This window comes from Gammaproteobacteria bacterium (assembly GCA_016705365.1).
Lineage (GTDB): Bacteria > Pseudomonadota > Gammaproteobacteria > Pseudomonadales > UBA5518 > UBA5518.
Genome location: JADIYI010000005.1, coordinates 13,834 through 34,676 on the forward strand (window position 1 = coordinate 13,834; position 20,843 = coordinate 34,676).

Annotated in this window: 19 protein-coding genes; 13 read left to right on the forward strand and 6 right to left on the reverse strand. The window is 62.2% G+C overall.

Going from position 1 to position 20,843, the window contains the following annotated elements:
* On the forward strand, positions 1 to 717 hold the full coding sequence (locus IPF49_03795; GenBank protein MBK6286762.1) for a transposase: 717 nt from the start codon (positions 1 to 3) through the stop codon (positions 715 to 717).
* Between the two features lie 77 nt (positions 718 to 794).
* Here the strand turns inward: IPF49_03795 and IPF49_03800 are convergent, their stop codons facing one another.
* From IPF49_03800 to IPF49_03815, 4 genes are all read right to left on the reverse strand, one after another.
* Complete coding sequence (locus tag IPF49_03800; GenBank protein ID MBK6286763.1) at positions 795 to 1,364, reverse strand: carboxymuconolactone decarboxylase family protein; 570 nt, start codon at positions 1,362 to 1,364, stop codon at positions 795 to 797.
* The gene (locus IPF49_03805) at positions 1,361 to 1,807 is read right to left on the reverse strand and encodes an acyl-CoA thioesterase (GenBank protein ID MBK6286764.1); all 447 of its coding nucleotides are present in this window, start codon (positions 1,805 to 1,807) and stop codon (positions 1,361 to 1,363) included. Before IPF49_03805 ends, IPF49_03800 begins: the two co-directional genes overlap by 4 nt.
* A gap of 36 nt (positions 1,808 to 1,843) precedes the next feature.
* Positions 1,844 to 2,029 (reverse strand): CcdB family protein, encoded by a 186-nt coding sequence (locus tag IPF49_03810; GenBank protein ID MBK6286765.1) that lies wholly within the window; start codon positions 2,027 to 2,029, stop codon positions 1,844 to 1,846.
* Positions 2,030 to 2,278: 249 nt separating this feature from the next.
* Positions 2,279 to 2,602, reverse strand: a complete 324-nt coding sequence (locus IPF49_03815) for a ferredoxin family protein (protein ID MBK6286766.1) — start codon at positions 2,600 to 2,602, stop codon at positions 2,279 to 2,281.
* A gap of 334 nt (positions 2,603 to 2,936) precedes the next feature.
* On the opposite strand from IPF49_03815, the gene IPF49_03820 reads away from it, so the two are divergent.
* The 3 genes from IPF49_03820 (at position 2,937) to IPF49_03830 (ending at position 6,170) form a co-directional block, all read left to right on the forward strand.
* Complete coding sequence (locus IPF49_03820) at positions 2,937 to 3,743, forward strand: toxin-antitoxin system YwqK family antitoxin (protein ID MBK6286767.1); 807 nt, start codon at positions 2,937 to 2,939, stop codon at positions 3,741 to 3,743.
* Between the two features lie 214 nt (positions 3,744 to 3,957).
* Positions 3,958 to 5,586 carry a sulfatase-like hydrolase/transferase gene (locus IPF49_03825; GenBank protein MBK6286768.1) on the forward strand — a complete coding sequence of 543 codons (1,629 nt, stop codon included), beginning with the start codon at positions 3,958 to 3,960 and terminating at the stop codon, positions 5,584 to 5,586.
* A gap of 131 nt (positions 5,587 to 5,717) precedes the next feature.
* Positions 5,718 to 6,170: a nucleoside deaminase gene (locus tag IPF49_03830; protein MBK6286769.1), complete on the forward strand. Its 453-nt coding sequence runs from the start codon at positions 5,718 to 5,720 to the stop codon at positions 6,168 to 6,170.
* Here IPF49_03830 and mltF read toward each other — a convergent pair.
* Positions 6,153 to 7,622, reverse strand: a complete 1,470-nt coding sequence (mltF, locus tag IPF49_03835; protein MBK6286770.1) for a membrane-bound lytic murein transglycosylase MltF — start codon at positions 7,620 to 7,622, stop codon at positions 6,153 to 6,155. The two genes, IPF49_03830 and mltF, sit on opposite strands and share 18 nt — an antisense overlap.
* A gap of 312 nt (positions 7,623 to 7,934) precedes the next feature.
* Here mltF and purL point away from each other — a divergent pair, with 312 nt between their 5' ends.
* From purL to secF, 3 genes are all read left to right on the forward strand, one after another.
* The gene (gene purL, locus IPF49_03840; protein ID MBK6286771.1) at positions 7,935 to 11,816 is read left to right on the forward strand and encodes a phosphoribosylformylglycinamidine synthase; all 3,882 of its coding nucleotides are present in this window, start codon (positions 7,935 to 7,937) and stop codon (positions 11,814 to 11,816) included.
* Between the two features lie 111 nt (positions 11,817 to 11,927).
* Entirely contained in the window at positions 11,928 to 13,793 is a 1,866-nt protein-coding gene (gene secD, locus IPF49_03845) for a protein translocase subunit SecD (GenBank protein MBK6286772.1), read from the forward strand.
* 17 nt (positions 13,794 to 13,810) lie between these two features.
* Positions 13,811 to 14,734 carry a protein translocase subunit SecF gene (gene secF, locus IPF49_03850; GenBank protein ID MBK6286773.1) on the forward strand — a complete coding sequence of 308 codons (924 nt, stop codon included), beginning with the start codon at positions 13,811 to 13,813 and terminating at the stop codon, positions 14,732 to 14,734.
* Positions 14,735 to 14,742: 8 nt separating this feature from the next.
* Here secF and IPF49_03855 read toward each other — a convergent pair whose 3' ends face one another.
* On the reverse strand, positions 14,743 to 15,561 hold the full coding sequence (locus IPF49_03855; protein ID MBK6286774.1) for an inositol monophosphatase: 819 nt from the start codon (positions 15,559 to 15,561) through the stop codon (positions 14,743 to 14,745).
* A gap of 257 nt (positions 15,562 to 15,818) precedes the next feature.
* Between IPF49_03855 and IPF49_03860 the strand changes: the two genes are divergently transcribed.
* From IPF49_03860 to pilW, 6 genes are all read left to right on the forward strand, one after another.
* Positions 15,819 to 16,577, forward strand: a complete 759-nt coding sequence (locus IPF49_03860) for an RNA methyltransferase (protein MBK6286775.1) — start codon at positions 15,819 to 15,821, stop codon at positions 16,575 to 16,577.
* Between the two features lie 59 nt (positions 16,578 to 16,636).
* Positions 16,637 to 17,131, forward strand: a complete 495-nt coding sequence (iscR, locus tag IPF49_03865; GenBank protein ID MBK6286776.1) for a Fe-S cluster assembly transcriptional regulator IscR — start codon at positions 16,637 to 16,639, stop codon at positions 17,129 to 17,131.
* 12 nt (positions 17,132 to 17,143) lie between these two features.
* The gene (locus tag IPF49_03870; protein MBK6286777.1) at positions 17,144 to 18,346 is read left to right on the forward strand and encodes an IscS subfamily cysteine desulfurase; all 1,203 of its coding nucleotides are present in this window, start codon (positions 17,144 to 17,146) and stop codon (positions 18,344 to 18,346) included.
* An 87-nt stretch (positions 18,347 to 18,433) separates the two neighbouring features.
* Complete coding sequence (gene ndk, locus IPF49_03875; GenBank protein MBK6286778.1) at positions 18,434 to 18,862, forward strand: nucleoside-diphosphate kinase; 429 nt, start codon at positions 18,434 to 18,436, stop codon at positions 18,860 to 18,862.
* Between the two features lie 16 nt (positions 18,863 to 18,878).
* Positions 18,879 to 20,051 (forward strand): 23S rRNA (adenine(2503)-C(2))-methyltransferase RlmN, encoded by a 1,173-nt coding sequence (rlmN, locus tag IPF49_03880; protein MBK6286779.1) that lies wholly within the window; start codon positions 18,879 to 18,881, stop codon positions 20,049 to 20,051.
* Complete coding sequence (pilW, locus tag IPF49_03885; GenBank protein MBK6286780.1) at positions 20,048 to 20,839, forward strand: type IV pilus biogenesis/stability protein PilW; 792 nt, start codon at positions 20,048 to 20,050, stop codon at positions 20,837 to 20,839. The genes rlmN and pilW overlap by 4 nt, the downstream gene beginning before the upstream one ends.
* The last annotated feature ends 4 nt before the right edge of the window (positions 20,840 to 20,843 follow it).

The following is a 20,843-nucleotide window of genomic DNA, read 5'->3' on the forward strand; positions in this document are numbered from 1 at the left end:
ATGCCAAGGATGGCGCGAATCGTGTTACCCAATGGTCCGCACCATGTGGTGCAGCGTGGTCACAATCGGCAGGTGGTATTTGCGGCCACGGAGGACTATCAGCGGTACCTGGAGGATCTGCGCGAGCTGAAGGAACAGTTTGGTGTTCGGGTTTATGCGTACTGCCTGATGACCAATCACGTGCATTTGTTGCTCGCGCCGGGAGAGTGCACCGCCGGGCTGTCGCAGCTCATGAAAGCCCTCGCTGCACGTGCTACCCGGTATCGGAACCGGCTCGAGCGACGCACCGGCACTTTGTGGGAAAGCCGCTTCAGATCAAGCCCGGTACAGACCGAGCAATATTTGCTGGCATGCACACGCTATGTCGAGTTGAACCCGGTTCGTGCGCGGATAGTGTCCGACCCGTTGGAGTACCCGTGGTCGAGCTACGCATCGCGGATGAATCGTCTGGAAGCGTGCTGGCTGGATCGCGATCCCTGCTACCTGGCGCTCGGCGAGAGCGAGATTATCCGTCGTATGCGCTACCAGGAATTCGTGCACCAGGCGATCGCCCCTGATGAGTGGGGGCTGATCCGCGAAGCGCTACAGCGCGGCCAATTGACGGGGAGCGAGCACTTCGCAGCAGACGTGCAACGCATTCTCGGATTTCGCGTGGAGCGGCGGGGACAGGGTCGGCCCAAGCTTGATGAGCGCGATGTGCGATCGGGTGGAGACTGAATGCATTCGGGAAAAATAAATCTGTCCCCTTCACACGGGAAAAATAAATCTGTCCCCTTTTTCACATGCGCATTTTTTCATGGCGCCACGCCATCCGGCGCCCAGGATGAAGCTCCTGTTTCCAACGGCAGTTCCGTGCTTCGGGCAATCTGCGAAATCATTGTCCACGCACCAATGGAAGCAACCAGGTCGAGGCAGGCTTCTTCGCTGCCCACCTCCTGGCGACATTGCCGCCAGGTCGGTTCGCTGATTTTTCCGACGGCCAGGGTTTCATCCGTTGCCGCCAGCACGGCTTTCTCCCGCGCACCAAAATGTGAGGCATTCTGCCAGTCACGCACCGCCGCCAGGTCTTCTTCCGTGCAGCCAAACGCACGTACCGCAACGCCGTAGTGCTGGGTCCATTCATAATCTGAACCGCTGACCCAGGCGATCCGCATGATCACCAGCTCGCGCAGACGATCATCCAGTGCGGCGCCGTACAGCAGCGAGTACAGCAACTCATTGACGGCTTTCGCCAGTGTGGGCCGGCGCAGCAACAACCTGAAAATATTCCTGTCCGCCAGAATGGCGGGAATACCCAGCTGCTCGGTCAGTTGAACGCTGCGCTCGAGGGTGACCAGTTCTATACGACCCTGCTGCTCGCTCATGCTTCATCCTTCGAGAAATCCACACTTTCCTGCTTGCTCAACTGCGCCAGCAGATTCGGGGAAACCGGTACCGATTTGTGCGTTGCCTGGTCGGCGTTGACCCAGATGATTTCGGCACGACTGAACAACTGCTGGTCGCTCTTTTTGGTGGCGATCAGCTCAAAGGTGATACTGGATCGGCCGACGCGGGCAGTACGGGCATGAATCTCGACTTCCTCGTCAGCGGGAATCGGCGAAGAAAAATCCACGCTCAGCCTGACGGTATGAAAATCCGTGCCCTTGTCCTGAGTGTTGGCATCGTATCCGATCACCCTGAAATATTCCTGCAGTGCGGTCTGGAAATACACCACGTGGTTGGCGTTGAACACAAAGCCCTGCATATCAACCTCGGAATAACGAACCCTCAGATAATGGCTGAAATGAAATTGTCCGGTAGCTGGCATGAAAATGGCTCTCCGTGATTCGTGCGGATGATCATGCTAAACGTCGGTGATGAGCAGGTCGAGAGCGGTGGTGATTTCCTGCCGATGGGAGAAAAAGTCTGCGATTTTCACACCCACATGCTGTTTTCGGCTGCCTGCCAATTGCGGCGTCAGCAGCGCATATTGCTTCCCATCAACCTGAAACACAGGGGCAAGTGTCTGAGCGCACCGCCGGGATGTCACTGCTCGTGAAAGCCCTGGCTGCACGCGCTACCGCGTGGCCAGTTGACGGGGAGTGAACGCTTCGTGGCACGCATTCTCGTAAAAGCGTAAAACGCGTAAAAAAAAGGGGGGAGCCTTTTTCTACATTCAGGGAAAATAAATCTGTCCCCTTTTTCTTTTTCTTTTTCTACATTCAGGGAAAATAAATCTGTCCCCTTTTTCAGTCCCCTTTTTCATTTTCATTCAGGGAAAATAAATCTGTCCCCTTTTTCAGCGCTCCAGCAGTTTCAGCTTGCGGGGCACTCCGTCCCATTCCTCGGCATCGGGCGCAGGCGGCCTCATTTTCGAGATGTTGGGCCAGATCTTTGCCAATTCCGCATTCAGCCGGATGAAGGACTGCTGATCCCTCGGAACATTTCTCTCTTCCACAATGGCACCTGCCGGGCATCGCGGCGGACATAGCGCGCAGTCGATGCACTCGCCCGGATGAATCACCAGAAAATTGGGGCCCTCACGGAAGCAATTGACCGGACATACATCCACGCAGCTCGTGTGCTTGCAGTTGATACAGTTTTCGGTAACGACAAACGGCATTGCAGGGCTCGCAATAGGCGGGAAGCAGCCGGGTGCCCGATTTGCCACGACCGCCACGGCTTGCTGAAACTCTCGTCAGCATTGTTTTGCAAAATCAGAACGATTGGTATCCGTCATTTGACTGATGGGGAGGCGAGCGGGTTCTGCCTAGAATATCGCGGAGGTACGCCATGGTCCTGTTCGCAGATTTATGCGCTCCAGTCATCGGTTGGCTCGGGTGATCGGTATGGCGGAGCAATGCTTCCAGGCATGTTCAACGGGATTTCTGTCCGCTGTTGCTGGCGCAACGACGAATCGATCGGAGGCTCCTTGAAAGTACGACGAAGAGGACGAAATGAATATTAGGATTCCTTCCTGGTTGAAGGTTCTCCTGAGAAGCGATCGTCCAGCCGAGCCATTGGCATCATGCGCCGAGCATGGCCATTCGAGCGCTCAATCGGACTGCGACGCAACCATCAGGGATGAAACGGAGGATGGTTCAGGCGAGAGTCACTTCGAAACCGGGCAGTTGAAACTCAATGGCAAGCACAACGAAATCAGGCTGGAGGGATTTCACAAGAACGCGCAAGTGCCGCAACCGCAGGCCTGTCAGGAGGATACGAAAAACGGTGCCTGGGAACTCTTCCATAAAAACGGACAGTTGCGATCCAGGGGAAACTACCAGGACGGCAAACGGTGTGGCCACTTTGAAGTCTTCCACGCCAATGGCCAGTTGAGGTCCAGGGGGAACCATAAGGACGATACCCGAGACGGCCACTATGAATCGTACTTTGAAAATGGACAATTGGAATCCAGGGGCATCTATGTTGAAGGAGAAAAACATGGCTCCTGGGAACAGTTCTACGAAAGCGGCCAGTTGAGATCAAGCGGCAGTTACAGTCACGGCAAGCGAGATGGTTGCTTCGAGGAGTACCGTGAAAACGGTCGGCCAAGCATCAAGGAGTGCTACAGGGACGATAGACGGGATGGTCCCTACCAATCGTTCGACAAAGAGGGTCGGTTGAAAACCAGCGGGAACTACAAAGATGGCGTGCTGCACGGCGCCTGCGAGTTGTATGATGACAACGGTCTGGTAATGGAAATGGCGGACTACAAAGACGGAGTCCGTCAAAAGAAGACGAAGAAGCGAGCGACGCGCTAGCGGCGTGTCGGAATCAACCCCATGATTAGCCCGTCCCGACCCAAGCGTGACGAATTAGCCTTGCATTGATCATTGCCGACAAATCCGCCGGCCATAAACAAGGAGCAGCAAGATGCCCGCATTTACGCATCGTCATACCCGATATCGCGCCGGATCCACGCTTGGCGAGCGCTTCGGCAACTGGGCTTTGTTGATTTCCTTGGTTGTTGCAACCATGCCGGCAGTGGCGGCGGGCACAGTTGCAGACGCTGCGGCGCGCCCGAATATCCTGGTGATTCTGGCTGATGATCTTGGCTATTCCGACCTCGGCGCCTTCGGCGGCGAGATCAACACTCCCAACCTGGACAAGCTCGCCGGCGAGGGGCTGCGGATGACGCAGTTCCATACCACGGCGACCTGTTCGCCTACCCGCTCCATGTTGATGACGGGTGTCGATCACCATATTGCCGGCATTGGCAATATGGTCGAGCTGCTGACGCCCGAACAAAAAGGGCACCCGGGTTATGAGGGCTATCTGAATCGACACGTGGTCACACTGCCACAATTGCTGCGTGATGCCGGTTACGAGACGATCATCAGCGGGAAGTGGCACCTTGGCGTCGAGCCGGACCAGGATCCGGCGGAGCGTGGATTTGAACATTCATTCGCGTCCTTGCCTGCCGGAAACAATCATTTCGGCCTGATGAACAGCCCCGGCGTGAACAACAAGACGATGCGGTATGCATACACCGAAAACGGCAAAACGGTGGATTCCCTGCCGGCAGATTACTATTCATCCGATTATTTCACGCAACGACTGATCGGCTTCATGAAAGAGCGGGACCGCAACCGCCCGTTCTTCGCCTACTTGCCCTTTACCGCTCCGCATACGCCGCTGCAGGCACCGGCGGAAATGATCGCCAAGTACAAGGGGCATTACGACCAAGGCTGGAACGTGCTGTGGCAGCAGCGCCTCGAGCGCCAGCGCAAGCTCGGTGTATTGCCGCTCAATGCCGCGGCGCAAGAGCCCGCCACCTTGTTGAGCTGGGATGAGCTGAGCGCGGAGGATAAACGCTATTCCGCGCGCAATATGGAAATTTATGCGGCGATGGTCGATCGTATGGACTGGAATATCGGCAGGGTACTCGATTACCTGCGTGATACCGGGGATTTGGACAACACCCTGGTGATATTCCTGTCCGATAACGGTGCCGAAGGGGCCAATATCATCCAGCAGACATTCATGGCGGTGGGAATACGCATTCCTCCGACACCCTTCGAGCAGCTTGGCAGTGCCACTTCTAAGACCGGCTACGGTCCTCATTGGGCACAAGCGAGCACCATGCCGTTCCGGTTGTTCAAGGCAAACATGACTCAGGGGGGCCTGGTTTCACCCACAATCATTCGCTATCCGCGCTTCGAGCGGCAGGGGCAAATCGATCCTGCCTTCGCCACCGTGATGGATATCGCGCCCACCGTCCTCGATTTGGCGAGTGTCGAACACCCGGGCACGAAGTATCGTGACCGCGATGTTGCGCCGCTCGATGGGCGCTCGATGCTGCCGTATCTGCAGGGTCGCAGTGACCGCGTTCACGGTGTGGACGAGGCCGTTGGCTGGGAGTTGTTTGGCCAGCGTGCACTGCGCCAGGATCACTGGAAAATAGCCTGGATCAGCAAGCCCAATGGTTCCAGTGACTGGGAACTGTACGATCTGGAGCGGGACCCGGGCGAGCGTCATGACCTGTCCGAAGATGATCCGCAACGCTTGCGCAACATGATCAGGTTGTGGGATCAATATGCCAGGGACAAGGGCGTCATCCTGCACGAACAGATGGTCAGTCCGTATAACGCCCCGGTGATCTGACCCCGATCCGTATAGATGGCTGATCCTGAGCACCTGATTTTAGTGAGAAATAATGGCTCGTTGACAATGGAGCGGGAATGATCGGAGAGGAGCTTCCCCCGCTGAATCCCGCAGACGACGATCAGCGATGGATGACGCGGGCGCTCGAGCTCGGAGCCGAGGCCGCTGCTGCCGGCGAGGTGCCGGTTGGCGCGGTCGTGGTGCTCGAGGGCAAGCTGATCGGCGAGGGCTGGAATCAGCCCGTTGCAAGCCATGATCCGAGCGCCCATGCGGAGATCGTGGCGCTGCGCGCGGCGGCCCGGGCGATCGGAAACTACCGTTTGAGTAGCGCTTCGCTGTATGTCACGATCGAGCCGTGCGCGATGTGTGCCGGGGCGCTGGTCCATGCGCGTGTGGCGCGCCTGGTGTTCGCGGCCCGGGAGCCACGCGCCGGCGCGGTGATCAGCAACCTCGGCTTGCTGGAGCGCGGGTTCCTCAACCATCGCGTGGCCTGGAGCGAAGGGGTATGCGAGCAGGCGGCCGCGCAGTTGATGAAAGACTTCTTTGCGCGCCGTCGCGCGAGTGCCTCAGGATCTTTCGGGTGAGAGATAGGAGCCCGCGCTGCTGCCGCCCAGGGCGAGCTGGAACAGTTCGCCACCGTCGTTGTGATGCAGCAGGAAACGGTGGTACTGGCGGATCCGGTTGACGAAACTCGCCGTCTCGAAGCCGCGTGCATAGCCATGCCTGGTGCGTGAATGCCACTCGCGCTTGCTGAGCAGCGGCAGTTGCTGTTCCACATCGGCCCACACGTCGGGGTTGGCGCCGCGCAGCGTGGCGAGTTTGCGCGCGTCCTCGACGTGTGCAGGCCCGATGTTGTAGGCCGCAAGCGCAAAAAGCTCGCGGTCGGGTTGTGCGATTTTCTCGCTGACCTGGGCAAGCAATTCGCGGAAGTAGCGCGCTCCGCCGCGCAGGCTCTGTTCCATGTTGCGGCGATCCGACACGCCCACCTCGGCGGCGGTCGCCTTGGTCAGCATCATCATGCCGGCCACACCGGTGCGTGAGACTGCCTGCGGGTTCCAGTGCGATTCCTGGTAGCTGATGGCGGCCAGCAGGCGCCAGTCGACATCCTCTTCGCGTCCGATGCGGCGCATCAGCTTTTCCAGTCGCGGCAATTGACGCTCGGCCCGTTCGGCAAAGGCATTCAGTGCCCGGCGGTTGATTTCCGGCAGGTAGCCAAAGAATCGCTCGCGCAGCAGATCGAGATCACCGCTCGCCTCGTAGGCGCTCAGAAAGCTCTGCATGGTGTGGTACAGGCGGCTGTTCTGGCGCTTGCGTGCCGTTGCCCAGGACAACTGCTCGGACTGCTCGATTTCGAAAGCGACCTCGAGACCGGGAAACAGGCCCTGGTGCATGAAGAACTCGTTTGACTTGACGACCGCGTAGTCGATCTCGCCATCGAGAATTTTCTTCAGCATTTCGAAAGTCTCGATGCGGGTGGCTTCCTGCCAGCTGAGCGCGGGGATGGCCTGCTGCGCGTCGTGCAGCGCATCCGCGGAACTGGTCTGCGCCAGAACCATCACCCGCGCACCCACCAGGTCTTTCATGGAGGAGGGGCGCGGGGTACCGCTGCGATAGACGATCTGCTGGCTCACATCGAGATAGGGAGAACTGTAGAGATAGCTCAGTCTTCCCTCGTCCCTCGCGGTGAGGCCGGATGCGGCGATATCCGCGGTACCGCGGTCCAGCGCTGCGTAGGCATCGCCGGTATTCGCCGCCGGCAGCATCTCGAGTTCGACACCGAGATGCGCGGCGAACGCGCGCGCGAGTTCGTACTCGATCCCTGAAGGTCCGTGCTCGTTGACGACGAAGGTGGCCGGGTTTACCCGGCTGACGACACGCAGCGTGCCGCGCGTCATTACCTCGTCAAGGGAATCCTTTGGAAGCCTGGACTCGTGTGCCTCGAATGCCGCGTTCGGATACGCGCTGAGTACCGCACACAACAGGCCCGTCAGGATGCCCCTAACATGCGGGCTGACGAACCTGGTCCTGCTTTCCATCGTTCCAGTAGTTGCTGTGATCGACATCGGTCACACTCTTGCTGTACGTGGCGAGGGCGATTCTAAGCGCGACCAGCGCCATGACCGAGTGAACCGAGCGGCAATAATCCCCGTTTTTTTTGAACCGGAACTCCAACGGCCGTTGATTGTTAGTGACTGCATACTCCGCAAGGCTTTATCTGAGTGGAGTTGGCAGTACGGCTGGTAGGCAATTGTTGCTTAGCCAGAGTACCGGCCGTACGTTAGAATCCGCGCCTCCGAGAACCTCCCGGGAAGCAAATGAGCGGCAATCGACCAGCTATCGAACCAGCAATATTGACTCTCGATGGTGCGCCGGCGCTGTCGCCGTTTCGCCTCGGCAGATTGCTGACACGATTGCGCGCGGTGTGCGCGGAGCTGATTTCCGTGCAGGCGCGGTATCTGCATTTCGCCGAGATCGATGCGCCACTCGATGCGCCCGCGCAGGAAAAATTGCACCGTCTCCTGCAATACGGCCCGAGCCGCGTTGCACAGCGTTGCGAAGGCACGCTGTTTCTGGTGGTGCCGCGCCCGGGTACGCTGTCCCCGTGGTCGAGCAAGGCAAGTGATATCGCGCGCAATTGCGGGCTGGACAGCGTGCGGCGCATCGAGCGCGGGATCGCGTACCACGTTGCCTGCCAGACGCCGCCGGATGGCGCCACCCGGTTGCGGATCGCGGCGCAATTGCATGACCGGATGGTGGAAAGCGTGCTCGACGATATCGGTGATGCGGCGCGGCTTTTCGCGCACGCGGAGCCACGCGAACTGCGTCATGTCGATATCCTCGGGGGTGGACGCGAAGCGCTGGTGCAAGCCAATCGACAGTTCGGCTTTGCGCTGGCCGAGGACGAGATCGATTATCTGTGCGCGAGTTTCATTTCACTCGGGCGCGACCCCAGCGATGTCGAGCTGATGATGTTTGCCCAGGCCAACAGCGAGCACTGCCGGCACAAGATCTTCAACGCGAGCTGGAACATCGACGGCGAGCCCCAGTCGCGCAGCCTGTTCGCGATGATCCGCAATACCCACGAGCGCGCCGCCGATGCCGCGGTGCTGAGTGCCTATTCCGACAATGCGGCGGTGATCCGCGGCCACGTCGCGGGCCGCTTCTTTCCCGATCCCGAGACCCGGCGCTTCGGCTTTCAGCGCGAGCCGGTGCACATCATGATCAAGGTCGAGACGCATAATCATCCCACCGCGATCGCGCCCTATGCGGGTGCCGCGACCGGTTCCGGTGGCGAGATCCGCGATGAGGGTGCGGTTGGATGCGGAGCGCGCCCCAAAGCCGGGCTGGTCGGGTTCAGCGTGTCGAATCTTCGCGTGCCGGATTTCGTGCAGCCCTGGGAGATCGATCATGGCAAGCCCGGGCGCATTGCCTCGGCACTGCAGATCATGCTCGAAGGGCCGCTGGGCAGCGCGGCCTTCAACAACGAATTCGGCCGTCCCGCCATAGCGGGTTACTTTCGCAGTTTCGAACAACTGCACGATGCCGAGGTGCGCGGTTATCACAAGCCGATCATGATCGCCGGCGGCATGGGCAATGTGCGCGAGGGGCATGTGCTGAAAAGCCCCCTGGATGGCGGCGAGCGACTGGTGGTGCTGGGCGGCCCCGCGATGCTGATCGGGCTTGGTGGCGGCGCCGCGTCGTCGATGAACTCGGGGTCGAGCGACGCGGAACTCGATTTTGCCTCGGTGCAGCGCGATAACGCCGAGATCGAGCACCGTTGCCAGGAGGTGATCGATCGCTGCTGGCAGCTCGGAGAGCACAACCCCGTGCGCTTCATTCACGATGTGGGCGCCGGCGGGCTGTCGAACGCACTACCCGAGCTGGTAAAGGACGGTGGCTGCGGCGGACGCATCGAGTTGCGCAGCATCCCCAGCGCGGATAGCGGTCTGTCGCCGCTGGAACTGTGGTGCAACGAGGCGCAGGAGCGCTATGTCCTGGCGATTGCGGAACACGATCTCGAGCGCTTCCGTGCGATCTGCGAACGCGAGCGCTGCCCGTTCGCGGTGGTCGGGATCGCGACCAGGGAACCGTTGCTGCAGTTGGTCGATGCGAACAACGCCAGTCTGCCGGTGGATCTGCCGCTGTCGGTGCTGTTCGGCAAGCCGCCGCGCATGCAGCGCGAATTCCGGCGCACCCGCAAAAGCCTGGCGGCGCTGAACCTCGAGGGCGTCGAACTGGGCGCGGCGTTGCACCGGGTGCTGCGTCTGCCCGCGGTGGCGAGCAAGTCCTTCCTGATCACGATCGGCGATCGCAGCGTCACCGGCCTGGTGAGTCGTGACCAGATGGTCGGACCGTGGCAGGTGCCGGTCGCGGACGCCGGAGTCACGCTCGCCAGCTTCGACTCCTGTGCCGGCGAGGCGATGGCCATGGGCGAGCGCGCACCGCTGGCATTGATCGATGCCCGCGCCTCGGCGCGCATGGCGGTAGCCGAGGCGCTGACCAATATTGCATCGGCACCCATCGGCGCGCTGTCACAGGTGAAGCTGTCGGCCAACTGGATGGCGGCCGCCGGACACCCCGGAGAAGACCAGGCGCTGTTCGATGCGGTGCAGGCGGTGGGCATGGAACTGTGCCCCGCGCTTGGCGTCGTGATTCCGGTGGGCAAGGACTCGATGTCCATGAGCACGCGCTGGAACGAGGGCGGAACCACCCGTGCGGTCACCGCGCCGCTGTCATTGATCGTCTCGGCCTTTGCTCCGGTTGCGGACGTGCGGCTGTGCGTCACGCCGCAGATCGATCGCGATGCGCCGGATTCGCTGCTGTTGCTGGTCGATCTCGGTCGCGGCAAGAACCGGCTGGGTGGATCGGCGCTGGCGCAGGTCTATTCGCAACTGGGAGCGGTTGCGCCGGACCTCGACGAGCCCGCGCTGCTGGCCGGGTTCTTCACCGCGGTGCAGAACTGTCTTGCCGAGCGTCTGCTGCTCGCCTACCACGATCGCTCCGACGGCGGCTTGTTCGTGACCCTGTGCGAGATGGCCTTTGCCGGGCGCAGCGCGCTCGATATCGATATCGGCGGCATTGCGTCCGATCCGTTCGGTGTGCTGCTCAACGAGGAACTCGGCGCGGTACTGCAGGTGCGGGCCCGGGATCGGGAAGCAGTGACAGGTCATTTTGCCGCGGCGGGTCTCGCGGCGCATGTGCATCTGCTGGGACGAGCGGGGCGGGGCGCGGACATCTGCCTGCGCAGTGGCGAGCGCGAACTGTTCCGGGAGTCTCGCGTGGCGCTTCACCGCCGGTGGTCGGAGCTGAGTTATCGCATGCAGGCACTGCGCGACAATCCGCGGTGTGCGGAGGAAGAATACCTTGCCCTGCTCGATGAGGACGATCCGGGCTTGTCGGCACGATTGTCCTTTGCGCCGCACGAGGATGTGGCGGCACCCTGGATCCATGGCGCAACCGCGCCGCGGATCGCGATCCTGCGTGAACAGGGCGTGAATGGCCAGTATGAAATGGCCGCTGCCTTCGAGCGCGCCGGCTTTGCCGCGATCGATGTGCACATGAGTGACATCCTTTCGGGCGCGGTCGAGCTCGGCAGTTTTCGCGGGCTTGCCGCCTGTGGCGGCTTTTCCTACGGGGATGTGCTCGGTGCCGGTGAGGGCTGGGCCAAGACCATTCTGATGCATGCGCGGGCGCGCGATCAGTTCCAGGCTTTTTTCGAGCGCCCGGACACGTTCACATTCGGCGTCTGCAATGGTTGCCAGATGCTGTCGAACCTGCGCGATATCATTCCCGGTGCGGGTCATTGGCCGCGTTTCGTGCGCAATCTGTCGGAGCAATACGAGGCACGCGTGGCGATGGTGCGGGTGGAGCACACGGCGTCGGTCGTGCTCGCGGGGATGGCGGACTCGCTGATACCGATCGTGGTTTCGCACGGTGAAGGGCAGGCGGAATTCCGGGCCCAGGCGCTCGAGCGCCTCGAGCAGGACGCGCGGGTGGCGCTGCGTTATGTCGATAATCATGGAGCCCCCGCGGCTCGCTTCCCCGCCAACCCCAACGGTTCGGCCGGGGCGGTGGCGGGTGTGTGCAGCGAGGACGGGCGGGTAACGATCATGATGCCGCACCCCGAGCGGGTGTTCCGGACCGTGCAAAACTCCTGGCAGCCACCTGGCTGGGGAGAAGACGGTGCCTGGATGCGACTGTTCCGCAACGCCCGCGCCTGGCTGGCCTGAGTGATGGCAGCATTTGGCGCGCTCACGGCATCTGGCTATAATGCCCCGCCCTACGTTACCCCGGGCGCCCTGTCAGGGCGCATTCTCCACGCTACGGACGCCTGCTGAAGCATGCTGAATCGTTATCCGCTCTGGAAAAACCTTCTGGTCGCCTTTGTCCTGGTGCTGTCTGCCATCTATGCGCTGCCGAACATCTATCCGCCGGACCCGGCGGTCCAGGTGTCGGGATCGAGCAGCGCGCTCGAGATCGATCAGGCGACGCTCGACAAGGCGACCGACGCGCTCGCCGCAGCGGGCATCGCGGTGCGTGGCAGCGAGTTCAGTGCGCGCAACGCGCTGTTGCGCCTCGATGATGCCGAGCAACAGTTGCGCGCCAAGTCGGTGATCAAGCGCGCACTCGGTGATGATTACGTGGTCGCGCTCAATCTTGCCCCCACCACTCCCGACTGGTTGCTGGCAATCGGCGGCTCGGCGCTCAAGCTCGGTCTCGATCTGAGTGGCGGCGTGCATTTCCTGCTGCAGGTCGATACCGCGGCGACCGTCGCGAAGCGACTCGATATCTATGCCACGGACGTGAAGAAAAAATTGCGCGAGCAGCGCATCCGCGGCCTGGTGACGGTCGCTGACGCGGGTCATATCGAGCTGGATTTTGCGAGCGCCGAAGTGCGCGCCAGGGCCGCGGAGGCAATCCAGGAAGCGATGCCCGAACTGCAGCGCCTCAGCCTCGAGAGCGACGGCAAGTTCCGGTTGCAGCTGGCACTCACCGAGGCGCAGATCCGCGAGATGGAGGATTACGCGGTAAACCAGAACCTCACCACGCTGCGCAACCGGGTGAACGAGCTTGGCGTGTCGGAGCCCCTGATCCAGAAGCAGGGCCGCAACCGCATCGTGGTCGAGCTGCCTGGCGTGCTCGATACCGCCGAAGCCAAGCGTATTCTCGGCAAGACCGCCAACCTCGAATTCCGCCTCGAGGCGCGCTTCGATGACGAGGGCGGTTCGGGCAAGGAGGAATTCGAGTTCCGCAATCCCGGCCCGGGCGAACGGCGCGCCTGGCTGGAGCGCGACATCATCATCGCCGGTGACCGGGTCACCAGCGCGCAGTCCAACTACGACGAGAACGGCAGACCACAGGTCAACATCGGTCTCGACAGCCAGGGTGGCACGATGATGAATCGTGCCACGCGCGACAACATCAAGCGCCGCATGGGCGTGCTGTTCATCGAGCGCAAATCGCGCACCATCGGTTACGAGAAGGACGCCGACGGCTATGAAACGCCGATCACCGAGAAGTACGAAGAGAAAAAGATCATAAGTCTCGCGACCATCCAGTCGGCACTCGGCACCCAGTTCCGCATCACCGGGCTCGACAGCCCGGCGGAGGCCGCGGAGCTCGCGTTGCTGCTGCGCGCCGGCGCGCTTGCCGCGCCGCTCGATTTCGTGGAAGAGCGCACCGTCGGGCCCTCGCTCGGCGCCGACAATATCGCGCTCGGGCTGCGTTCCATCCAGATCGGATCGCTGCTGGTGATCGGCTTCATGCTGCTGGTCTATCGCGTGTTCGGGATCTTCGCGATCCTTGCGCTGGGTTTCAACGTGATGTTGCTGCTGTCGCTGATGTCGATGCTCTCGGCCACACTGACACTGCCGGGCATGGCAGGCATCGTGCTCACGATCGGCATGGCGGTCGATGCCAACGTGTTGATCAACTCGCGGATCCGCGAGGAGCTGGCCAATGGCTTGACCCCGCATGCGGCGATTCATGCCGGTTATGAGCGCGCCTTCCTGACGATCATCGACTCGAACCTCACCACCTTGCTGATTGCGGTGATCCTCTACGCGGTGGGCACCGGTCCGGTGCGCGGTTTCGCGGTGGTGTTGTCGCTGGGAATCCTGACGTCGATGTTTACCGCCGTGATGGGCACCCGCGTACTGGTCAACCTCGTCTATGGCGGCCGGCGCCAGATCAAACTCTCGATATAGCGCTACAGGAGCCCCTCATGGCGGCCGAAGAACGGGTAATTGACTTCATGAAGACGCGGCTGCTGGCCGGCGTCATCTCGATCGTGCTGGTGCTGGGAGCGTTGCTCTCCCTGGTGGTCAATGGTCTCAACCTGGGGCTGGATTTCACCGGGGGCACCCTGGTCGAGGTGGGCTTCAGCGCACCGGCGCCCCTGGCGGAGGTGCGCGAGAGCCTCGCCGAGGCGGGCTTCGGGCGCGCCACCGTTGCGCATTTCGGTTCGGATAGAGAGGTGCTGATCCGCCTTTCAGTCGCCGATTCCGCCAAGGTTGGCGAACAGATCGCGGCCAAGCTCTCGACCGGGAGCACCGGTGAGGTGAGCCTGCGCCGAACCGAATTCGTCGGCCCGCAAATGGGTGACGAACTGCGTGATCAGGGTGGCCTCGCGCTGCTGACTTCCCTGCTGGTAGTGATGCTGTATGTGTCGGTGCGCTTCCAGTGGAAGCTGTCGGTGGGCGCGGTGGTCGCGCTGGTGCACGATGTGATCATCACGCTCGGGGCGTTCTCGCTGTTTCACTGGGAGTGCGATCTGACGGTGCTGGCGGCATTCCTGGCGCTGATCGGCTACTCGATCAATGACACGATCGTGGTGTATGACCGCTTGCGCGAGAATTTCCGCAAGATGCGCCGCATGGACCGCTTCGGGATCTGCAATGCCTCGCTGACCCAGACGCTCGGGCGCACCCTGATGACTTCCGGGGTGACGTTCCTGGCCGTGGCCGCGCTGCTGATTTTCGGTGGCGAGGTGTTGCGCGGCTTTGCGCTGACTCTGAGTATCGGCATCATCGTCGGCACGTATTCGTCCATTTACGTGGCGACCAATTTCGCGCTCTGGCTGGGGCTCGACCGCCAGGACCTGATGCTGCCGGTCAGGGACGACAAGGAGATCCAGGGCTCGCCCTGAGCCTTCGCTCAGGGTGTTTTCAGCGCCGCGCTCCCCAGGGCGGGTCGGATCGACTGCAACATCGCCTTGAGACATTTGGGGTTGGCGGCCACGATATTGCCGCTTTCGAGCCAGTTGCTGCCGCCGTCGAAATCGCTGACCAGGCCGCCCGCTTCCTGCACCATCAACGCGCCGGCGGCGATATCCCACGGCTGCAGGCCCATTTCCCAGAAGCCGTCGAGACGTCCGGCCGCGACATAGGCGAGGTCGAGCGTCGCGGCGCCTGCGCGGCGGATGCCCGCGCTGCGGCTGGCGAATTCGCGCAATACCTTCAGATAGGCGTCGATGTGTTGCAGCGCGGGATCGCGAAACGGAATCCCGGTGCCGAGCACTGCTTCCTGAGATGCGGAGCGGCTGCTGACACGCATGCGTCGGCCGTTCAACTGCGCGCCGGAACCGCGCGTGGCGGTGAATTCCTCGCGCCGTATCGGATCGACGATCACGCCGTGCTCCAGTCTCCCGTCCTTCAGGCAGGCAATGGAAACCGCGAAATGCGGAATTCCGCGCATGAAGTTGGTGGTGCCGTCGAGCGGGTCGATGATCCAGTGGAAAGGCGAGTTCCCGATATCACCGGTCCAGCCGCTTTCCTCCGCGAGCACCGCATGATCGGGGTAAGCCTTGCGCAGCTGGAAGATGATCTCGCGTTCGGCGGCGAGATCGGTCTCGGTCACGAAATCGTTGTCACTCTTGCGGCTCACTTCGACCAGATCGAGTCGGTCGGCGGCCCGCGCAATCATCTCGCCCGCCTTGCGGGCGGCGGCGAGGGCGATGTTGACCATGGGATGCATCGACGGGGGTCTCCTGTTGCGCGGCCGGCTTGAAAAGGGGCGTGATTGTAGCAGACCCCCTTGCGCTGCCCGGCGCTGCGTATAGTGCAATAGTGACCGGGCAGCGAGCCTCCGGTTGCGGGTCGCGGTTTGCGCGCCATCGCCATGCTGGCTAGTCTAGGCGGCATCGCGTCGCGGCGGGTGTCTGCCACCGGCCGCGCGCAGGCAGCCGGGGATTGGAGCATATCGTGACGACCGATTTGACGGATGATGAGCGGGTGGACGATCTGCTGCAGCGGGTGCGTGTGGTGCTGGTCGGGACGGTGCATTCGGGCAATATCGGCTCCGCCGCGCGGGCCATGAAGAACATGGGGCTGCGGCATCTGGTTCTGGTGGCGCCGCTGGATTTTCCGCATCGCGAGGCGAGCTACCGCGCGGTGCAGGCGAGCGATATTCTCGATGCGGCACGGGTGACGGACACGCTGGAGCAGGCGGTGGCGGATTGCGCGCTGGTGATCGGCACCAGTGCCCGCGAACGTCGCATCCAGTTGCCGCAGCTCAGCCCGCGCGAATTGGGCCCACGCTGCATGGCGATGCCTGCCGGGGAGCAGATCGCGCTGGTGTTCGGGCGCGAGGACTCGGGCCTCGACAACCAGGAGTTGCGCCTGTGTCATGCGCATGTCCATATCCCGACCAGCGCGCGATATACCTCGCTGAACCTCGCGGCCGCGGTGCAGTTGTTGTGTTACGAGCTGCGGATCGCGGCGCTGGCCACGGTTGCGGATCAGGCCGTCGCGAACACGCCGGCCTGGGACGAGCCCCTGGCAACGGTGGAGGGGATGGAGCGCTTCTACGAGCATCTGGAGATCACGCTGACGGAGATCGGATTTCTCAATCCCGCGGCGCCAAGACAGTTGATGACGCGCTTGCGACGATTGTTCAACCGCGTGCATATGGACCAGATGGAGCTGAATATCCTGCGCGGCATGCTCACCGAGATACGCAAGCGTATTCGGGTGGGGCAAGGCAATTCTTGACTGAAACGCTTGGGAACAGAATACTGCCCTTGGACATATCTTCGCGGGAGCGTCGGGTCATGCGACTGACAACCAAGGGCCGCTATGCGGTAACCGCCATGCTGGATCTCGCGTTGCACGAGGATTGCGGGCCGGTGAGCCTGGCGGATATTTCCGCTCGCCAGGAGATTTCGCTGTCGTACCTGGAGCAGTTGTTCGCCAAGTTGCGCCGTGCCGGGCTGGTCAGCAGTGTGCGTGGTCCTGGCGGGGGTTACCGCCTGAAACGCGAGGGATCGACCATTTTCATGGCCGAGATCATCGATGCCGTGAACGAAAACACCGACTCGACCGCTTGCCAGGGCAAGGAGGGCTGTCACCACGGTGAAACCTGCCTCACCCACACCCTGTGGAACAACCTGAGTGCGCAGATCCACTCGTTTCTGGGCCAGATCAGCCTGGCGGAGCTGGTTGCGCGTGGCGAAGTGCAGCGCGTCTCGAAGCGTCAGGACGAACGCGATCCCCGTGGGTCGCGCCATCGCGCGCTCGGGGATATAGCCCTCACCCCGCTCGGCTGAGGCTGACGAGCCATGCGTCTGCCCGTGTATCTGGACTATTTCGCGACCACGCCGGTCGACCCAAGAGTTGCGGCACGCATGACGGAGTGTCTCACCCTCGAGGGCAATTTCGGCAATCCGGCATCGCGCTCGCACGTCTATGGCTGGCGCGCCGAGGAAGCCGTGGAGCATGCCCGCCGCGAGGTGGCCGATCTGTTGCACGCCGACCCGCGGGAAATCGTCTGGACCTCGGGCGCAACCGAGTCCGACAATCTCGCGATCAAGGGCGTGGCGCACTTCCATCGGCGCAAGGGACGCCATCTGGTCACCTCGCTGATAGAACACAAGGCGGTGCTCGACAGTTGCCGGCAGCTGGAGACCGAGGGCTTCGAGCTCAGTTATCTGCGCCCCGATGCCGACGGTCTCGTGTCACCCGATGCGCTGCGCTCGGCCTTGCGCGAGGACACCGTGCTGGTCAGCATCATGCACGTGAACAACGAGTTGGGCACGATCAACGATATTGCCGCGCTCGGCGCCGTGTGCCGGGAGCGAGGGGTCCTGTTTCACGTCGATGCCGCGCAGAGCGCGGGCAAGATGGCGCTCGATCTGCAGCTGCTGCCGGTCGACCTGATGTCGCTGTCGGCGCACAAGATGTACGGCCCCAAGGGCGCGGGGGCGCTGTACGTGCGGCGTCTGCCGCGGGTCGGGCTCGAGGCCCAGATGCACGGGGGCGGCCATGAGCGCGGCATGCGCTCGGGCACGCTCGCCACGCACCAGGTGGTCGGAATGGGCGAGGCGGCACGCATTGCCGTCGCCGAAATGGACCAGGATGCGGCGCGCATCGGCGCATTGCGCGAGCGCTTGTGGCAAAAGCTGCGCACGATCGATGGCGTGGCCCTGAACGGACACCCGGAGGCGCGCCTGGCGGGTGCGCTCAATCTGCGTTTTGCCGGGGTGGAGGGTGAGACCCTGATCATGGCGATGAAGGATCTTGCGGTCTCCTCGGGCTCGGCCTGCTCCTCGGCGAGCCTCGAACCCTCCCATGTGCTGCGGGCCATCGGGCTGAGCGACGAGCAGGCGCACGCCTCGATACGCTTCAGCCTGGGTCGCTACACCAGCGAAGCCGAGATCGATATTGCCGCTGCCGCGATCGGCACGGCGCTTGCGCGGCTGCGCGAGGTTCCCGGGTCCGCACCACCTGGAAGTGAAAAAAATGCGCGGAATGCGGCATTTTGAGTGACGCCCGCCCCTTACGGTGAGCTCGGCCAAACCCGTATAATGCTGGTCCTTTTTTACATTCACCGGCTGCGGAGCATTTGGCACATGGGCATAGAGCGCACACTTTCGATCATCAAACCCGACGCGGTGGCGAAAAACGTGGTAGGGGAGATCTGCACGCGCTTCGAGAAGAACGGTCTGCGGATCGTCGCGGCGCGCATGATGCAGCTTTCGGCGGCTACCGCCGGCGGTTTCTACGCCGAGCACAAGGCGCGCCCGTTCTACCCGGCGCTGGTTGAATTCATGAGTTCCGGGCCGGTCGTGGTGCAGGTGCTCGAAGGGGAAAACGCGGTTGCCAGGAACCGCGAACTGATGGGTGCCACCAATCCCAGGGAGGCTGCTGCAGGCACCATTCGCGCGGATTTTGCCCGGAGCATCGACGCCAACGCGGTCCACGGTTCGGATTCCCTCCAGTCGGCGGCGCGCGAAATCGCCTATTTCTTTGCCAGCCTGGATCTGTGCGAGCGGGCCTGAGCGAGTTCCCGCAAGCATGAGTGCCCCGATGATTGCCACCGATTCGGTTGCCGTGCCCCGGCGCGTCAACCTGCTCGGCATGCCGGCGGTCGAGCTCGAGGCGTTCATGGTCGGGCTGGGTGAAAAGCCCTACCGCGCCCGGCAACTGCTCAAATGGATCTACCACCAGGGTGTTGACAGCTTCGACAGCATGAGCGATGTCGGCAAGAGCCTGCGCGAGCGGCTGGCCGACTGCGCGGAAATACGTGCGCCCGAAGTCGCGCAGGAACAGATCTCCGCCGATGGCACCCGCAAATGGCTGGTGCGCGTGACGGGCGGCAGTTGCGTCGAGACCGTATTCATCCCGGAGGACGGACGTGGCACCCTGTGCGTGTCCTCGCAGGTCGGCTGCGCACTCGATTGCAGCTTCTGCTCCACGGGCAAGCAAGGCTTCCAGCGCGACCTCAGCGCGGCCGAGATCATCGGCCAGGTTTGGATCGCCGCGCGCTCCTTCGGATTGCCGAAAAAGGGCGGACAACGGCGCATCACCAACGTGGTAATGATGGGTATGGGCGAACCGCTGCTAAACTTCGACAATGTCGTGGCAGCAATGAACCTGATGATGGATGATTACGTCTACGGTATCTCCAAGCGCAGGGTAACGCTCAGCACCGCCGGCGTGGTGCCGGCGCTCGAGCGCCTGGCCGCGGTCAGCGAGGCTTCGCTGGCGATTTCGCTGCACGCGCCAAACGACGAGCTGCGCAGCCAGCTGGTACCGGTCAACCGCCGTTATCCCATCCGCGAACTGCTCGATGCCGCGCGCCGCTACCTGCAGGCGCAGTCCGACACCAAGCGCGTGGTCACCATCGAATACACACTGCTGAGCGAGGTGAATGACCGCCCCGAACATGCGCGCGAGCTGGCGCGGCTGTTGGCCGATTATCCGTGCAAGATCAATCTGATTCCGTTCAATCCGTTTCCGCACTCCGGTTATCGGCGTCCCGGTCGCAATGCGGTGAGCCGCTTCTGGAACATCCTGACCGAGGCCGGGCTGCGGGTGACCGTCCGCAGCACCCGCGGTGAGGATATCGACGCGGCCTGCGGACAGCTGGTTGGCCAGGTGCAGGACCGCACCCGGCGCAGCGAGCGCCATCGCGCCGCAACACGGCAACACCCGTCAGTCACTGCCGATGCGAGTTCCAGACCATGATGCAGCTCCCGCTTTCGATGTCTCCGTTGCGTGCCCTCGCGCTGGCGCTGCTGTTTGTCCAGCTGCTCCTGCAGGGCTGTGTCACGACCGTCACCGGGGACTTCACCGCCGACAAGAAAGCCGAAGTGCAGCGCCGTGTCGAGGCTGCCGACGCCTATCTGCAGAAAGGCAGCACCGAGCAGGCGATGTTTCATCTGCGCCGGGCACTCGAGCTGGACCCGAACGATGCGTCGATCCATGAGTCCATGGCACGTGTGTTCTGGCAGACAGGAGAGTACGACCTCGCGGACGAGCATTTCCGGCGAGCCATCGCGCTGGATCCGAAACTCTCGCGGGCCCGCAACAATTATGCCTCGCTGCTCTACGAGCGCGGCGATGTCGAGGGCGCGATCCGGCAACTCGAGGTCGTGAGCGAAGACACGCTCTACGATGGCCGTGCGGCAGCGTTCATGAATCTCGGCAAGGCCTACCAGAAGGCCGGAAAGGCCGACAAGGCGGAAGCGACCTTCGTCAAAGCCGCAAAAATGGATCGCCGCCTGTGGCCGGCGATGCTGGAAGTCGCGGCAATCAATTTTGCGCGCGGTGATTATGCGCCGGCGCAGCAGTACTACGAGCAGTTCCGGCGCCAGGCGCCGCAACAGACGCCGCGCAGCCTGATACTGGGCATTCAGCTTGCCCGGATTGCGGGTGATCGCAATGCCGAAGCCAGCTATGCGCTGCAATTGAAGAGCATGTACCCGGATTCGGATGAAATGCGGGAATATTCGCAGATGTCAAAAGGAAGCTGATGCC

Excerpts from the sequence above, each read along its gene's own strand:
- IPF49_03795 (MBK6286762.1), top strand. The coding sequence starts at position 1 with ATGCCAAGGATGGCGCGAATCGTGTTACCCAATGGTCCGCACCATGTG.
- IPF49_03800 (MBK6286763.1), bottom strand. The coding sequence starts at position 1,364 with ATGAGCGAGCAGCAGGGTCGTATAGAACTGGTCACCCTCGAGCGCAGC.
- IPF49_03805 (MBK6286764.1), bottom strand. The coding sequence starts at position 1,807 with ATGCCAGCTACCGGACAATTTCATTTCAGCCATTATCTGAGGGTTCGT.
- IPF49_03815 (MBK6286766.1), bottom strand. The coding sequence starts at position 2,602 with ATGCCGTTTGTCGTTACCGAAAACTGTATCAACTGCAAGCACACGAGC.
- IPF49_03820 (MBK6286767.1), top strand. The coding sequence starts at position 2,937 with ATGAATATTAGGATTCCTTCCTGGTTGAAGGTTCTCCTGAGAAGCGAT.
- IPF49_03825 (MBK6286768.1), top strand. The coding sequence starts at position 3,958 with ATGCCGGCAGTGGCGGCGGGCACAGTTGCAGACGCTGCGGCGCGCCCG.
- IPF49_03830 (MBK6286769.1), top strand. The coding sequence starts at position 5,718 with ATGACGCGGGCGCTCGAGCTCGGAGCCGAGGCCGCTGCTGCCGGCGAG.
- mltF (MBK6286770.1), bottom strand. The coding sequence starts at position 7,622 with ATGGAAAGCAGGACCAGGTTCGTCAGCCCGCATGTTAGGGGCATCCTG.
- secD (MBK6286772.1), top strand. The coding sequence starts at position 11,928 with ATGCTGAATCGTTATCCGCTCTGGAAAAACCTTCTGGTCGCCTTTGTC.
- secF (MBK6286773.1), top strand. The coding sequence starts at position 13,811 with ATGGCGGCCGAAGAACGGGTAATTGACTTCATGAAGACGCGGCTGCTG.
- IPF49_03855 (MBK6286774.1), bottom strand. The coding sequence starts at position 15,561 with ATGCATCCCATGGTCAACATCGCCCTCGCCGCCGCCCGCAAGGCGGGC.
- iscR (MBK6286776.1), top strand. The coding sequence starts at position 16,637 with ATGCGACTGACAACCAAGGGCCGCTATGCGGTAACCGCCATGCTGGAT.
- IPF49_03870 (MBK6286777.1), top strand. The coding sequence starts at position 17,144 with ATGCGTCTGCCCGTGTATCTGGACTATTTCGCGACCACGCCGGTCGAC.
- ndk (MBK6286778.1), top strand. The coding sequence starts at position 18,434 with ATGGGCATAGAGCGCACACTTTCGATCATCAAACCCGACGCGGTGGCG.
- rlmN (MBK6286779.1), top strand. The coding sequence starts at position 18,879 with ATGAGTGCCCCGATGATTGCCACCGATTCGGTTGCCGTGCCCCGGCGC.
- pilW (MBK6286780.1), top strand. The coding sequence starts at position 20,048 with ATGATGCAGCTCCCGCTTTCGATGTCTCCGTTGCGTGCCCTCGCGCTG.